Source organism: Pseudomonas sp. B21-040, from assembly GCF_024748695.1.
Classification (GTDB): Bacteria; Pseudomonadota; Gammaproteobacteria; order Pseudomonadales; family Pseudomonadaceae; genus Aquipseudomonas.
Genome location: NZ_CP087176.1, coordinates 714,258 through 729,166, shown reverse-complemented (window position 1 = coordinate 729,166; position 14,909 = coordinate 714,258). Strand labels below are relative to the sequence as shown.

General features: G+C 60.2%; 15 protein-coding genes. 8 read left to right on the top strand and 7 right to left on the bottom strand.

Features of this window, described 5'->3' with window-relative positions:
- Window positions 1–131: 131 nt before the first annotated feature.
- Both LOY55_RS03230 and LOY55_RS03225 read left to right on the top strand, forming a co-directional pair.
- Complete coding sequence (locus LOY55_RS03230) at window positions 132–1,097, top strand: isopenicillin N synthase family oxygenase (protein ID WP_223523432.1); 966 nt, start codon at window positions 132–134, stop codon at window positions 1,095–1,097.
- A gap of 82 nt (window positions 1,098–1,179) precedes the next feature.
- Window positions 1,180–2,133, top strand: a complete 954-nt coding sequence (locus LOY55_RS03225) for an adenosine deaminase (RefSeq protein ID WP_046032961.1) — start codon at window positions 1,180–1,182, stop codon at window positions 2,131–2,133.
- A 33-nt stretch (window positions 2,134–2,166) separates the two neighbouring features.
- Here the strand turns inward: LOY55_RS03225 and LOY55_RS03220 are convergent, their stop codons facing one another.
- Both LOY55_RS03220 and LOY55_RS03215 read right to left on the bottom strand, forming a co-directional pair.
- On the bottom strand, window positions 2,167–2,901 hold the full coding sequence (locus LOY55_RS03220; protein WP_223523433.1) for a helix-turn-helix transcriptional regulator: 735 nt from the start codon (window positions 2,899–2,901) through the stop codon (window positions 2,167–2,169).
- A 320-nt stretch (window positions 2,902–3,221) separates the two neighbouring features.
- Window positions 3,222–4,151, bottom strand: a complete 930-nt coding sequence (locus tag LOY55_RS03215; RefSeq protein ID WP_046032963.1) for a LysR family transcriptional regulator — start codon at window positions 4,149–4,151, stop codon at window positions 3,222–3,224.
- Between the two features lie 118 nt (window positions 4,152–4,269).
- Between LOY55_RS03215 and LOY55_RS03210 the strand changes: the two genes are divergently transcribed.
- From LOY55_RS03210 to LOY55_RS03200, 3 genes are all read left to right on the top strand, one after another.
- Window positions 4,270–4,563 carry a putative quinol monooxygenase gene (locus tag LOY55_RS03210; RefSeq protein WP_046032964.1) on the top strand — a complete coding sequence of 98 codons (294 nt, stop codon included), beginning with the start codon at window positions 4,270–4,272 and terminating at the stop codon, window positions 4,561–4,563.
- 227 nt (window positions 4,564–4,790) lie between these two features.
- Window positions 4,791–5,804, top strand: a complete 1,014-nt coding sequence (locus tag LOY55_RS03205; RefSeq protein ID WP_046032965.1) for a zinc-binding alcohol dehydrogenase family protein — start codon at window positions 4,791–4,793, stop codon at window positions 5,802–5,804.
- A 150-nt stretch (window positions 5,805–5,954) separates the two neighbouring features.
- Window positions 5,955–6,125 carry a hypothetical protein gene (locus tag LOY55_RS03200; RefSeq protein WP_175649049.1) on the top strand — a complete coding sequence of 57 codons (171 nt, stop codon included), beginning with the start codon at window positions 5,955–5,957 and terminating at the stop codon, window positions 6,123–6,125.
- Window positions 6,126–6,133: 8 nt separating this feature from the next.
- Here the strand turns inward: LOY55_RS03200 and LOY55_RS03195 are convergent, their stop codons facing one another.
- Together LOY55_RS03195 and LOY55_RS03190 are read right to left on the bottom strand one after the other, a co-directional pair.
- Window positions 6,134–7,330, bottom strand: coding sequence for a multidrug effflux MFS transporter (locus LOY55_RS03195; protein WP_223523435.1), 1,197 nt, complete (start codon window positions 7,328–7,330; stop codon window positions 6,134–6,136).
- A gap of 108 nt (window positions 7,331–7,438) precedes the next feature.
- Window positions 7,439–7,636: a cation transporter gene (locus LOY55_RS03190; protein ID WP_046032967.1), complete on the bottom strand. Its 198-nt coding sequence runs from the start codon at window positions 7,634–7,636 to the stop codon at window positions 7,439–7,441.
- 147 nt (window positions 7,637–7,783) lie between these two features.
- Between LOY55_RS03190 and LOY55_RS03185 the strand changes: the two genes are divergently transcribed.
- The 3 genes from LOY55_RS03185 to cueR all read left to right on the top strand — a co-directional run bounded on the left by LOY55_RS03185 (window position 7,784) and on the right by cueR (window position 11,090).
- Window positions 7,784–8,167, top strand: coding sequence for a hypothetical protein (locus LOY55_RS03185; RefSeq protein ID WP_223523437.1), 384 nt, complete (start codon window positions 7,784–7,786; stop codon window positions 8,165–8,167).
- Window positions 8,168–8,286: 119 nt separating this feature from the next.
- Window positions 8,287–10,680 (top strand): heavy metal translocating P-type ATPase, encoded by a 2,394-nt coding sequence (locus LOY55_RS03180; protein WP_109785510.1) that lies wholly within the window; start codon window positions 8,287–8,289, stop codon window positions 10,678–10,680.
- Window positions 10,677–11,090, top strand: a complete 414-nt coding sequence (gene cueR, locus LOY55_RS03175) for a Cu(I)-responsive transcriptional regulator (RefSeq protein ID WP_046032970.1) — start codon at window positions 10,677–10,679, stop codon at window positions 11,088–11,090. The genes LOY55_RS03180 and cueR overlap by 4 nt, the downstream gene beginning before the upstream one ends.
- Here cueR and LOY55_RS03170 read toward each other — a convergent pair.
- The 3 genes from LOY55_RS03170 to LOY55_RS03160 all read right to left on the bottom strand — a co-directional run bounded on the left by LOY55_RS03170 (window position 11,044) and on the right by LOY55_RS03160 (window position 14,540).
- Complete coding sequence (locus LOY55_RS03170; RefSeq protein ID WP_258667646.1) at window positions 11,044–12,261, bottom strand: MFS transporter; 1,218 nt, start codon at window positions 12,259–12,261, stop codon at window positions 11,044–11,046. The genes cueR and LOY55_RS03170 overlap by 47 nt on opposite strands.
- A 132-nt stretch (window positions 12,262–12,393) precedes the next feature.
- Window positions 12,394–13,356, bottom strand: a complete 963-nt coding sequence (locus LOY55_RS03165; protein WP_046031124.1) for an IS110 family transposase — start codon at window positions 13,354–13,356, stop codon at window positions 12,394–12,396.
- Window positions 13,357–13,646: 290 nt separating this feature from the next.
- Window positions 13,647–14,540: a PA4780 family RIO1-like protein kinase gene (locus LOY55_RS03160; RefSeq protein ID WP_046032972.1), complete on the bottom strand. Its 894-nt coding sequence runs from the start codon at window positions 14,538–14,540 to the stop codon at window positions 13,647–13,649.
- Window positions 14,541–14,909 lie beyond the last annotated feature (369 nt).

Here is a 14,909-nt window from a genome sequence, read left to right as displayed (position 1 = left end):
GAGCGAGCTTGCTCGCGATAGCGGTCTGTCATTCAGCAGTGATGTGACTGACCTGGCCTCATCGCGAGCAAGCTCGCTCCCACAGGGGTACTCCGGTGTTTTTCAGACTGCGTATTCCTCAGGACAATTGTATGAACAGTCTTCCGATCATCGATATCTCCCCTCTCTACAGCGATGACCAAAATGCCTGGACAGCCGTCGCTGCCGAGATCGACCACGCCTGCCGTGAATGGGGTTTCTTCTACATCAAGGGTCACCCAATCTCCCCATCGCGCATCGCCGCCGTACTCGACCACGCTCAACGCTTCTTCGCCCAACCCACCGCCGAAAAGCTGAAAATCGACATCACCCAAACCCGCCACCACCGCGGTTACGGTGCCATCGCCACCGAACAACTCGACCCGAGCAAGCCCAGCGACCTCAAGGAAACGTTCGACATGGGCCTGCACCTGCCCGCCGATCATCCCGACGTGCTGGCGGAGAAACCGCTGCGCGGCCCCAATCGACATCCCGCGCTGCCCGGCTGGCAATCACTGATGGAGCAGCACTACGTCGACATGCAATCCCTGGCGCAAACCCTGTTGCGGGCGATGACGCTGGCGCTGGGCATCGAGCGGGATTTTTTCGATAGCCGTTTCAACGAGCCGGTCAGCGTGCTGCGCATGATCCACTACCCGCCACGCCACACCGCCAGCTCCGATGAACAACAAGGCGCGGGCGCTCACACCGATTACGGCTGCATCACCCTGCTGTATCAGGACACTGCCGGCGGGCTGCAAGTGCGAAACGTAAAGGGCGAGTGGATCGACGCGACGCCGATCGAAGGGACTTTTGTGGTCAACCTCGGCGACATGATGGCGCGCTGGAGCAACGACCGGTATCTGTCGACGCCGCACCGGGTGATCAGCCCGTTCGGTGTGGACCGTTATTCGATGCCGTTCTTTGCCGAACCGCACCCCGACACCGCCATCGAATGCCTGCCGGGTTGCCAGGATGAGCAGCACCCGGCGAAATACCCGGCCACTACCTGCGCGCAATTCCTGCTTTCGCGTTTTGCCGATACCTACGCCTATCGACGGGAACAGGAAGCGGTGTAATCAACCGGCTGGTCAGGTTTTGCTAATTGTTTCCACGGGCATCTGTAGAATGCTCGCCATCTGCACCTGATGAGAAAAGATTATGTACGACTGGCTAAACGCCCTGCCCAAGGCAGAATTGCACTTGCACCTCGAGGGTTCGCTGGAGCCTGAGTTGCTGTTCGCCCTGGCCGAACGCAACAAGATCGCCCTGCCATGGAGCGACGTCGAAACCCTGCGCAAGGCGTACGCCTTCAACAACCTGCAAGAGTTTCTCGACCTGTATTACCAGGGCGCCGACGTGTTGCGCACCTCTCAGGATTTCTACGACCTGACCTGGGCATACCTGTTGCGCTGCAAGGCGCAGAACGTGATTCACACCGAACCGTTCTTCGATCCACAAACCCATACCGACCGTGGCGTGCCCTTCGAAGTGGTGCTCAACGGCATCGCTGCGGCCCTCAAGGATGGCGAGCAACAACTGGGCATTACCAGCGGTTTGATCCTGAGCTTCCTGCGCCACTTGAGCGAAGAAGCAGCCGAGAAAACCCTCGACCAGGCGCTGCCGTTCCGTGATGCGTTTGTGGCCGTGGGCCTGGACAGTTCGGAAATGGGCCACCCGCCCAGCAAGTTCCAGCGTGTGTTTGACCGTGCCCGTCACGAAGGCTTCCTGACCGTGGCCCACGCCGGTGAAGAAGGCCCGCCCGAGTACATCTGGGAAGCCCTCGACCTGCTGAAAATCCAGCGCATCGACCATGGCGTGCGCGCCATCGAAGACGAGCGTTTGATGCAGCGAATCATCGACGAGCAGATCCCGCTGACCGTGTGCCCGTTGTCGAACACCAAACTCTGCGTGTTCGATCACATGTCCCAGCACAACATTCTCGACATGCTCGAGCGTGGCGTGAAAGTGACCGTGAACTCCGATGACCCGGCGTACTTCGGCGGCTACGTGACCGAGAACTTCCATGCGCTGTACACCGACTTGGGCATGACCCAGGATCAGGCCAAGCGCCTGGCGCAAAACAGCCTGGACGCCAGATTGGTCAAGCCATAAGCCACACCGCATAAACCGGAGGTTGCTGCATCTCTACAGCGCCATTTCGAGCTCGGTCTCTTTGGCGAAGCGATGGATTTCTCGCTGCCCTGCGGTGGTCACCTGCAGGGCGCGGGAGTCGTTGGGCAGGCTCAACCAGCCCGACTGCATGAACAATTGCAACAGTGCCGCGCCCAGCGAACCGCCCATGTGCGGGCGTCTTTCGCTCCAGTCGGGACAGGCACAGGCAACCCTGCTGTTGCGATGGGCCAGTGCCTGGATGAACACACCTCGTGTCGCCAGTTGGGTTGAGCCCTTGTGAGTAATCATGACCCGCTGATCGATCTGTTCGATCCAGCCTGCATCCAGCAGGCGCTGGTAAAGGTCGGCGGCCAGGGTGCCTCCCAAATGGTCATCGCACAGTCTGGCCCGCAGCAGTGACGAAGGCGCGGCCTGAGGTTTGGCGATGGGGTTCGGGCGCTTGAAAACATCCGGGACTTCTTGTGGCGTGCTGGCCAGGGTCGCGCTGGCCAATGCCTCGATGGCTGCACCGACCTCGGGGGCCGCCAAGCGGAAAAATCGCTTTCGGCCACGGATTTCAACCCTCAACAGACCGCCTGCGGACAATCGCCCCAAGTGTGCGCTGGCCGAAGAGGGTGACAGGCCGGCCAACAACGCCAGCTCTTCGGTTTGCCGCGCCGTGCCGTCCATCAAGGACCACATCATTGCGCTGCGCTTTGGGTCAGCCAGCAATGTGGCGATCTGGCTGATGCAAGGTGCATGTTCCATGTATTCACTCCCTGTTGAATCGTTTCGTCTGCTGCTCAGAGACATCTTGACCAGTAATGTGTGGTCGGCCAAGACGCGGAAACCGCCATAAGCCGGGCGAAGCTCACCCACTCCTCCCCTGTGCCATTGCTTCGCAGCCAGGGCGAAGGCCGGGTGATTGAGCGGGGTACCGCGCCGACTGGAACGCGGACTCGCCATCGCGAGATCGACGGTGCGTACATGAGGCGGCGCTAGTATAAGCGCGTTAACCGCCGGTTCCTGCCCGTGGGAAACCGTGGGTGGTGATAGTTGCTGAGAGAAATTTCGCTATTTGCCTGCGACTAATGATCGATCCCCGCTATCGTCGGAAATTGACTGCCTAATTGAGCGCATCGGCTGGCAAGCATTTCCCGTAACAGGTTCACCGGCTTACTCAATTGTGCGCGATGGGCGCACAGCAAATTCAGAGGAGCGCGCTCACAGAGCAACTCCGGCATCAGCACCTTCAGTCGCCCGGCGAGTACATCGGCGGCGACATCGAGCCAGGACTTGTAGGCGATCCCCGCGCCGGCAACGGCCCACAACCGGACGACATCGGCATCGTCACTGAAACGGTCACCACTGACGGTCAGGCCAACCTCGCGCTTGCCGTCATGAAAACTCCAGTGATCGTGGACCCGGCTGCCGAGCATGAACAACAAACAATTGTGCTGAGCCAGTTGCTCGAGCTGCCGGGGCTCCCCATGTCTGGCCAGGTAAGCGGGCGCCGCACACAGCACCCGGCGGTTCTGCGGGGCGATGGGCAATGCCACCAGACTAGAGTCTTCCGGCTCGCCGTAGCGCAGGGCAATGTCCACCGGTTGGCGGAACAGGTCGGCAATGCGGTCTCCCAGCAATAGCCGCACGGTCAGTTTCGGGTGCTCACGCTGAAACTCGTCCAGCCAGGGCAACAACAGATTGCGGCCGAAGTCCGACGGTGCGGACAGTTGCAAAATCCCGCTGACCTGGTCCTGACCACTGGCCAGCAAGCGGCGTCCTTCGTCCAGATTGCTCAGGGCGGCGCGGGCATATTCCAGGAACCCCTCGCCTTCGGCGGTCAGGCGCAGGCTGCGGGTTGAACGCGCGAGCAACCGCGCGCCCAGTTGCTGTTCGATGCGCTTCAACGCCGCGCTGGCCACGGCCGCCGACATGTCCATCACCCGCGCCGCCGCCGACAGGCTCCCCAGGTCGGCAGCCCGGACGAACAACTGCAAGTCATCGAAACGCAGCATTTTCAGCCTCGATTATCAAAAAAATATTGAAAGAGACTGCTCTTTTAGCGGGTTTTATCTTGCTGTGAAATAGCCAATCATCTGTGCCATCGAATTCATTACGCTCCCGGAGTCGTCCATGTCCCAGCCATTTACCGCCATTGCCACGCTCATCGCCAAAGCCGGCCAGCAAGACGCCCTTGAACGGCACCTGCGTGCACTGCTGGAACCAACCCGCGCTGAGGCCGGTTGCGGCCAATACGATCTGCATCAGGACCTCGCCAATCCGCATGCCTTTTACATGATCGAGCAGTGGAGCAGCGACGAAGCCCTGGCGGCGCATGACGCCAGCGCCCACATCCAGAATTTCCGGGCCAAGGCCGGCGATTTTCTCGAACACTTTGATCTCAAGCGCCTGCGCACCGTGGCCTGATCCCTAGTGCCGATCCGCACTTTTGTAGCAGCTGGCGAAGCCTGCGTTCGGCTGCGGAGCAGTCGTGAAATCAGGCGATGCGGTGTTTCAGGAAATCCGCGTGTACAGGATTTACCACTGCTCCGCAGCCGAACGCAGGCTTCGCCAGCTGCTACGGAGTGCGCCTCGGCTTAAATGATCGGTATCAGGCTGTCCCCTTTCTTTTATTACCTTTCGGAAACCCCTGTATGAAAGCCATTGCCTATTACACCTCGTTGCCGATCAGCGACGAACAATCCCTGCAAGACATCGAACTGCCGGAACCGGTTGCCGGCCCGCGCGACCTGTTGGTGGACGTCAAAGCCATCTCGGTCAACCCGGTGGACACCAAAGTCCGCCAAAACGTCCAGCCTGAAGACGGCGCGGCCAAGGTGCTGGGTTGGGACGTGGCCGGGGTGGTCAAGGCTGTCGGTAAAGACGTGACCTTGTTCAAGGCTGGCGACAAGGTCTTTTACGCCGGCTCCATCGCCCGTGCCGGCGGCAACAGCGAACGGCATGTGGTGGATGAGCGGATCGTCGGCCACATGCCGAAAACCCTGGGTTTCGCTGAAGCCGCCGCGCTGCCACTGACCGCGATTACCGCCTGGGAATTGCTCTTTGAACGCCTGCAAGTGCGTGAAGGCCAAACCGACGAAGGCCAGCGCCTGCTGATCGTCGGCGCGGCGGGTGGGGTGGGTTCGATCCTCACACAGCTGGCCAGTCAACTGACCGGGCTCAAGGTCATCGGCACCGCTTCCCGCGCGCAAACCCAGAGTTGGGTTCGTGAGTTGGGCGCGGACCTGGTGATCGATCACAGCCAACCGTTGAGCGAAGCGCTCAAGCGTGCCGGGGTGGAATACGTGACCCATGTCGCCAGCCTGACCCAGACCGATCAGCACCTGGATCAATTGGTCGAGGCGCTGGCGCCGCAAGGCAAACTGGCGCTGATCGATGATCCCAAGTCACTGGACGTGACCAAGCTCAAACGCAAGAGCCTGTCACTGCACTGGGAGTTCATGTACACCCGCTCGCTGTTCGAAACCGCAGACATGATCGAGCAACACAAGTTGCTCAACCGCATCGCCGCGCTGATCGACGCCGGGACGTTGAAAACCACGGTCGGCGAGCACTTCGGCAGCATCAACGCGGCCAACCTGCGCCGTGCCCATGCGCTGCTGGAGAGCGGCAAAGCCAAAGGCAAGATTGTGCTGGAAGGGTTCTGAAACATGATGAAACAGTGTCGTTCCTGAAGGAACGACACCGTCAGTCTGAGAGTTGACGCCTGTCACAATAGCGATCGTATTCAGGACTACAATCGAAACCTCTGCGGCACAATCTTTACGTGGCAGTTATTACGAGAGGAGAGGTCAGCAATGAAGATCCTGATAAAAGAATTGGCTAAATCTCAATGGCAGGTCCGCCTGGACCAGCATGCCGTGACATTTCGCAGCGAAGCCGAAGCTCTGGCCTTTACCCGAACCCTCGAAGCACGCCTTTACGCCCCCCATCAAATTCCCGGTCGCCAGCAACGAGCCGCTGGCTGACCCCGTCTTCAGGCCTGCGCTTGCGCCAACGCCCGAACCTTTTGCAAACGCCGGGTGAACATCGCCGCGCTCACCACCAGAACACCACACAGGCTGATGACCATCGCCATCGGTACGGCACTGCCATCGTGTAAAACACCGACCAGCGCCGCGGCACCCGCCGCGACGCTGAATTGCAGACACCCAAGCATCGCCGACGCACTGCCGGCGCGGGCGCCCTGCCCGTTCATCGCACACGCCGAAGCGTTGGGCAAAATGCAGCCGAGGCTGGCGATGCAAATAAACAGTGGAATCAGCAGAGGCCACAAGTGCGCGGGGTGCAAGGCGCTGACGGCGAGCAGCGTCAAACCGGCGGTCAGGTAAACCCACACAGCACGCGCCAGCAAGAACGCCGGACCCCGCTTGGCCAGCAATCGCGCGTTGACTTGCGCCACCAGAATGAACCCCGCCGCGTTGGTGCCAAACAGCCAGCCGAAATGCTCGGCCGGTACGCCATAGAGCTTGATGAAAACGAACGGCGAACCGGCGATGTAGGCAAACATGCCGGCGATGGCGATGCCGCCCGTCAAGGCATGACCGAGAAAGATCCGATCCGACAACAGGCGACCGTACTGCCGAAAAGCCCCGGACAACGGCTGACGCGGCATGTGTGCGGGCAGGCTTTCCGGCAACCCGAGCGTCACGGCCAGCGCAGCCAAGGCACTGAAACCGGTCAACGCCAGGAAAATCGACTGCCAGCCCGTGGTGTTGACCAGCAAGCCGCCGAGCATCGGCGCGAGAATCGGCGCCAGGCCCATGACCAGCATGAGTTGCGAATAGACTTTCGCCGAACCCACCGCATCGCATTTATCGCTGACCACCGCACGGGATATCACCATGCCCGCACAACCGCCCAACGCCTGGACAAATCGTGCGCCGATCAGCCATTCCAGACTCGGTGCATAGGCACAGGCCAGCGACGCAAGGGTGAACAAACCAACCCCGGTCAGCAATGGAATGCGCCGACCGAAACGATCGGCCACCGGGCCGTATGCCAATTGGCCAATCGACAAGCCGAGGAAATACGCCGCCAGTGTCAGTTGAACGTGTTGTTCATCGGTGCCGAAGGCGAGTGCCATCGCCGGGAAGGCCGGCAGATAAAAGTCGATCGCCAGCGGACCGAAAGCGCTGAGGGCGCCAAGAATCAAAATGGTACGAAAGTTCATCAGGCATCCAGTTGGGCATGAGTCAGCAGGCCGACAGTCTAGCCGTGCATGAACGCCTTGAACATTCCGATAGCTCGCTAACTATTAAAAAACACTGAATGCCTTGTGTCAGGCGACTTTGACCTCGTAGCCTTCTTCGCTGATCGCGGCGATCACTTGCTCGACCGTCAACGCGCTTTCAACGCCGACTTCCTTGGCCGCCAGATCGACCCGCACGCTGGCCGCCGGATCCATGGCTTGAAGTGCCTGAGTGATGGCTTTGACACAGTGACCGCAAGACATGCCTTGAACGTTGAACACTTGCATGGTGTGGCTCCTTTGTTGAGATTGCGTGCAGTCTCGAGCTTGCCACCATGGCAAGGTCAAGTTCTTGAACAAACTGCCGGGCTGGCAATCGGCGTCGCGCTCGGCCAAGCTGCGTGCATCAATGACTCGACTTCAGGAGATTCAGCCATGCGCTGGTCAGCTCTCAGCCTGTTTGGCTTCCTCAGCCTCTTTGCCGCGACACCTTCGGTTCAAGCCGCCGGGGAGGACTATGGCGTACTGATCATTTCCCGCGAGCGCCTGGAAGTCGCCACCTCCTGCGAAATCGGTGTGTACATCCAGGATCAACTGGCCGCGCGACTGTTCCAGGAACAAAGCACCTCGTTCAACCTGCCGCCGGGCAATGTGTCCTTGCGCCTCAAGCTGCTGCCGGGCCAGGCGCCGGGTTGCAACCCGGGCATGCTCGCACCGGGTTCGCAGATCATCTCGCTCAAGGCGGGTGATGTGTTGAAGTACCGGATTGCGATGACGCAAGAAGGGATGCACCTCAAGCGAGCAGACCTGGAATATTGACCCGCTGATCGTTCACGCGCTCCGCGTGGGAACGATCGCGGTGCCATAAATAATGGCGCTTGACCTTGCCAGCATGGCAAGGTTGATCCTGTAGGTCTCTACTACAGGGAGCGTGACCGATGTCCGAATCCACCACTTTCGATTTGCCGATTGCCGGCATGACGTGCGCCAGTTGCGCCGGGCGTGTCGAGCGCGCCTTGAGCAAAGTCATCGGCGCCTCCGCCGTCAGCGTCAACCTGGCCACTGAACAGGCCCGAGTCCAGGCGCCCAGCGACAGTTTGCCGGCGTTGATGGCGGCGGTTGAACAGGCCGGCTACAGCGTGCCCCGGCACACTCTGGAACTGAGCATCGACGGCATGACCTGCGCCTCGTGCGTGGGCCGGGTCGAACGTGCGCTGGCCAAGGTGCCGGGCGTGAAGAGCGTCAGCGTCAACCTGGCCAACGAGCGCGCCCACCTCGAACTGCTCGGCCACGTCGATCCGCAAACCCTGATCGCGGCGGTGACCAAAGCGGGTTACTCCGCCAGCGTCTGGGAAGTCGAACACCCGCAAACCGACACTCAACAACAGCGCCTGCACCGTGAGCGTTGGGCGTTGATCATGGCCATCGTCCTTGCCTTGCCGCTGGTGTTGCCGATGCTGCTGCAGCCGTTCGGCGTGCACTGGATGCTTCCCGCCTGGGCGCAATTCGCCCTGGCAACGCCGGTGCAATTCATCTTCGGCGCACGCTTTTATGTGGCAGCCTGGAAAGCCGTGCGCGCCGGGGCCGGGAATATGGATTTGCTGGTTGCCCTCGGCACCAGCGCCGGTTACGGCCTGAGTCTTTACGAATGGGCCACCGCCGCCGGGCGCATGCCGCACCTGTATTTCGAAGCCTCGGCCGTGGTGATTGCCTTGGTCCTGCTCGGCAAATACCTGGAAAGCCGCGCCAAGCGCCAGACCGCCAGCGCCATTCGCGCCCTCGAAGCCTTGCGCCCGGAGCGGGCGATTCAGGTGATCGACGGTCGCGAACAAGACGTCGCCATCAGTGCCCTGCGCCTCAATGACCTGGTCATGGTCAAACCCGGCGAACGCTTCCCGGTGGACGGCGAAGTGGTCGACGGCCAGAGCCACGCCGACGAAGCGCTGATCAGCGGCGAAAGCCTGCCGGTGCCCAAGCAACCCGGCGACAAGGTCACCGGTGGCGCGATCAACGGTGAAGGGCGCTTGTTGGTGCGCACCCAGGCCTTGGGCGCGGAAACCGTGTTGGCACGCATCATTCGTCTGGTCGAAGACGCCCAGGCCGCCAAGGCGCCGATCCAGAAACTGGTGGATAAAGTCAGCCAGGTGTTCGTGCCCACCGTCCTGCTGATCGCGCTGGCGACATTCATCGGCTGGTGGCTGTACGGCGCGCCGATTGAAACAGCCCTGATCAATGCCGTCGCGGTGCTGGTGATTGCCTGCCCCTGTGCCCTGGGACTGGCCACACCAACAGCCATCATGGCCGGGACCGGCGTGGCCGCACGCTACGGGATACTGATCAAGGACGCCGAAGCGCTGGAACGTGCGCATGAAGTCAGTGCGGTGGTGTTCGACAAGACCGGCACGCTGACTTCGGGCACACCGCGGATCGCGCATTTGACCGCCATCGACGGTGACGAATCCGCCCTGCTGCAAATGGCCGGCGCGCTGCAACGGGGTAGCGAACACCCGCTGGCCAAGGCCGTGCTGGACGCTTGCGCCGAACGCGGTTTGAACTTGGCGGATGTCAGTGACAGTCAATCGCTGACAGGGCGAGGCATCGCCGGCACGCTGGAGGGTCGTCGACTGGCATTGGGCAATCGTCGTCTATTGGAAGAAAGTGGTTTAAACGCAGGATCATTGGCTGACTCGGCAACCGCCTGGGAAACCGAAGGCCGGACGCTGTCCTGGCTGATCGAACAAAGCCCCGAATCGAAAGTGCTCGGCCTCTTCGCCTTTGGCGACACGCTCAAACCAGGCGCCCTGCAGGCGGTGCAACAACTCAGCGCAAGGAACATCAGCAGCCACCTGCTCACCGGTGACAATCGCGGCAGTGCCAACGTTGTCGCCCAGGCGCTGGGCATCAATGACGTCCACGCCGAAGTGCTGCCCGCCGACAAAGCGGCCACCGTCGCCACCCTGAAACAAACCGGCGTGGTCGCAATGGTCGGCGATGGCATCAACGACGCCCCGGCCCTGGCGGCCGCGGATATCGGCATCGCCATGGGCGGCGGCACTGACGTGGCCATGCACGCGGCCGGGATTACTTTGATGCGCGGTGACCCTCGGCTAGTGCCGGCGGCGCTGGAGATCAGCCGCAAGACCTACACGAAGATCCGGCAGAACCTGTTCTGGGCCTTCGTCTATAACCTGATCGGCATTCCGCTGGCGGCGTTCGGCTTCCTCAACCCGGTGCTGGCCGGTGCGGCCATGGCATTGTCGAGCGTCAGCGTGGTGAGCAATGCGTTACTGTTGAAAACCTGGAAGCCCAAGGACCTGGAGGACAATCGATGAACATCGGTCAAGCAGCCCGCCAAAGCGGCCTGAGCGCGAAGATGATTCGTTACTACGAGTCCATCGGCCTGCTCAAGGCCGCCCATCGTACCGAGAGCGGCTACCGCGTTTACGGTGACGACGACCTGCACACCCTGGCCTTCATCAAGCGTTCCCGGGACCTGGGGTTTTCGCTGGAAGAGGTCGGCAAGTTACTGACCCTCTGGCAGGACCGCCAAAGAGCCAGCGCCGATGTGAAGGCCCTGGCCCGTCAGCACATCGACGAACTGAACCAGAAGATTCGCGAACTCGGCCAACTGCGCGATACCCTGCAAGACCTGGTTGAGCACTGCCAGGGCGACCATCGTCCCGACTGCCCGATCCTCAAGAATCTCGCGTCGGGCTGCTGCGCCGAACCAGTTCGTCCCTGATCGCCAGCCCCTTCACCACCAACAACGTGGTGAGCGGAATGCCGTGGAACAGCAGCACCACGGCCCCCGGCGTCCACCATGAGTAAAACGGCGCGGCGATCAGCATGCCGACGCCGAACCCGGTCATTTGCAGCAGGGTCAGTAAGCTGAAAATCGGCAGACGCAGGCTGTCCGGTTCACGCTGCAGGCGCGACATCAGCCCCACCTCAGAGAAACCGTCGCCCAACCCCGCGGGCAGGGAAAACAGGAGCAAGCCGTACAGGGTCGGCTGCTGAAACATCAGGATGAAGCCGCAGGACATCAGCAACACCCCGAGAAAAAATCGCCGCTCCAGGTGGGCGTTGTCCGAGCCTTTCAGGCGACTGGCAATGCGCGCACCGATGAATTTCCCAAAGGCCCATACCGCCAGCATCAGTCCCAGCGTGGTGCTGGCCGATTCTGGGGTCAGCAGTTTGGAAACAATCGGCAACCCCACGTTATGTGCAGCGCTGCCCAAGGTGTCGGCCATGGTGACGGCGAGCATCGCGGCCACCACCGGTGCATTGCGCAGCCCTTGGCGCAGGGCCGACCATTCACCCCGCTCATGGGTCGATCCATCACTGGTCACCGGGATGGAAAAGCGCAGTGGCAAGATGAATAACGCGGCCAACAGATACGTCACCACGTTCAGCGCAAACACCGTTTCAAACCCAAACGCCGCCACCAAAAGCCCCGCCACCAGACTGCCGCCGACCATCGCGGCCGAGGAGGCAGAGGTGATCCAGGCATTGGTCTTGAGCAGGTGTTCGCCATCGATCAAGTGCGGCAGCTGACTGTTCAGGCCGATGGCAAACATCGAGTTACCCAAACCCAGGCCGAATGCGATGACAGGGAGCAACAGCGCCTGTTGATCAACCGGCAGCACCAGCAATAAGCCAAGCAAACCTGCGCGCAACAGGTCGAAGGCGATCAACGGCATGCGCCCGACCCAGCGGCGATAAAACGCGGTGCTGATGAGGCTGGCGAAAATCCCCCCGCCCACACGACTGGCGAGGAAGATGCCGACACTCATGGCGCTGTTGCTGAGCAGGTAAACGTAGGTGGCCAGGGCGACCATGTTGAGAAAGGCGCCGAAATCCGAAATCAGACGGGCGGCAATGATCAGTCGGGCGTTGCGGGTGGAGGTGTTCACATTCAGTCCTTGAGTGTGGGGAGTATGGCTGTTGTGGATTGTCTGGTCTGACGCCATCGCGGGCAAGCCACGCTCCCACAGGTTTTGTGTCGACCATGGCGTTCGGGACCGACACTAAACTTGTGGGAGATTCTATGTTGCAGGGGAACCCTGCAGCCTTAAATTTGGCTGGTATTCGCTCTGGTTTTTCATGAGAGCGAATGCCACCCGGCATAGCTTGCGGGCGAGGATCACCAGGGCTTGGGTTTTTGCCAAGCCTCTGACGAGATAGGACTCATAGTACGGTTTCCAGGTGGCAGACCGACAAGCCGCCATCGCCGCGTTGTGAGCCAGGCGCCGCAGCTCCGTATCGCCTTTTTTGGACAGGTGGCGAGGGCTGTTCTTCTTGCCTGAATCCTTTGCTCGCAAGTCCATCCCCAAAAAAGCAATGAATGCATCGCCGTTGGCGAAGTGACCGCGCATGAATGCGGTCGCCAAGCCCATAGCCGTAAGCTCACCGATCCCCTCAATGGCTTTGCAGCGCTTGATGTTTTCGGTGATGCCTGCCTTTTTGCTGACTTTGTGCAGTAATTTCTGGATGGCTTGCTCCGCTTGTTTGAAGGACTTCAATTGCCGGGCCAATTCATCCTTCAGAAGCGGTTCACCTGACCAACTCAGCGTCATGCCCACACGCACATTGATAAGCTCTGCGCGTCTATGAAGCAGACTTTTCAACACCTTGTAGGCCTGCGGAGGTGGACTCCAGAGGCGCAGTCGATCCTGCTCGCTAGACAGGTAACGCGCGAGCAGGCGCGCATCACAAGGGTCGGTTTTCGCCCGTTGGCCAATGCTTTCGCGGTAGTGGCTCAGACGATAAGCATCCACAACGTAAACCCGGTGTCCCATTTCATGGGCCAGTTCGACCGTGTCCAAGTGGTAAATGCTGGTGGCTTCCAAAGCAATTGAGCTTTGCGCAGGCAGAGCTTTGAGCCAACGCCCAAGAGTCTCTCGGTCGTTGTTGATGTGTTGAGTGGTTTGCATGTCTTCGCGGTAAGCGACGATTTCGGCCTTGGCTACATCGATACCGATTACCGTTGGCGAGGTAAGGATTGTCATGACGAATCCTCGGAGCTAGGGTTTAAGGGCTTGTCGGGGTTTACCCTTGCGCTGGCTTGCCTCTATCGTCGGTTTTACCGATGAATTCCTTATCGGCGCTTCGGGTAGAAGGGGCGGGACGAGAAGTCTCCCACGGTCCGTACTGGCTAGAGTCGGAATCGAGCTTTTAGTCCCGCCCACCCCTTCAAGTCTAAACATACAAGCGTGGCTTGCCCGCGATTGAGGCGACGCGGTTACAACAAATGGCACCCACAAAAAACCCGGCCGAAGCCGGGTTTTTGTTTAGCGCATCACTGCATCCAGGGCGGAGGCGGTTCTTCGGCTTTACTCGGTGGCGCATCGTCAGCAGCGCGGATCGCTTGCTTGCGCTCTTCGTCCAGCCGTGCGGCCTCGATTTCGCGCATGATCCCGCCCACGTCGGCCAGTTCTTCCGGCTCGTCGAACTCGCCGGTCAGGACACTGGCCGGGTGCAAGGTGCCAGCTTCGTACAACGCCCACATTTCCTTGGCGTACTTGGTCTTTTTCAACTCCGGCGCAAAACGTCCGAAGTAGGACGCCATGTTGCCAACATCCCGCTCCAGCATGTTGAACGCATGGTTGTTACCCGCAGCGTCCACCGCCTGAGGCAGGTCGATGATGACCGGGCCGTCCGGGGTCAACAGCACATTGAACTCGGACAGGTCACCGTGCACCAGACCGGTACACAACATCAGCACGATCTGCGAAATCAGGAACGCGTGATATTCACGGGCCTGGTCCGGCTCCAGCACCACATCGTTCAGACGCGGCGCGGCATCACCGTATTCATCGGCCACCAGTTCCATGAGCAGTACGCCTTCGAGGAAGTCATACGGCTTGGGCACCCGTACACCGGCACCGGCCAGTCGGAACAAAGCCGCCACTTCGGCGTTCTGCCAGGCATCTTCGGTTTCTTTCTTGCCGAACTTGGAGCCCTTGGCCATCGCCCGAGCCTGACGGCTGTTGCGCACCTTGCGGCCTTCCTGGTACTCGGCCGCCTGACGGAAACTGCGTTTATTCGCCTCCTTGTAGACCTTCGCGCAACGTAACTCGTTGCCGCAGCGCACCACATAAACAGCTGCTTCTTTACCACTCATGAGTGGGCGCAGCACCTCGTCGACCAGACCGTCCTCGATCAGGGGTTCAATGCGTTTTGGAGTCTTCATCAGCTTTTATTGTGGGTCCTTTATTACCAAACACGCGAAAGTCATTCGTTATACGGCAATCCACCCGTTCGGGGGAGGGGTTGCCGACCTATGAACGTCGTGAAGCACACAATGTGCCGGATTAATCGCTCATCCATCACCGGTCGTCAATGACCGGCCGAGATCATAGCTGAGCCAGCGAACTTTGTTGGCGAAGGGATTTGAAGGCATTTGCGACAGAAGCTGACATCTTGCGCAAACCCCTGCGTAGGATTTTTCCAATATGGACTCAATTTCTCCCATCAGCAGCCGAAGTCCTCAGGACAAAGGAATTTGTCCGACAATCGTTCTGATAGAAAAACGACGACGCTTCAGGGACCGAAGTACACC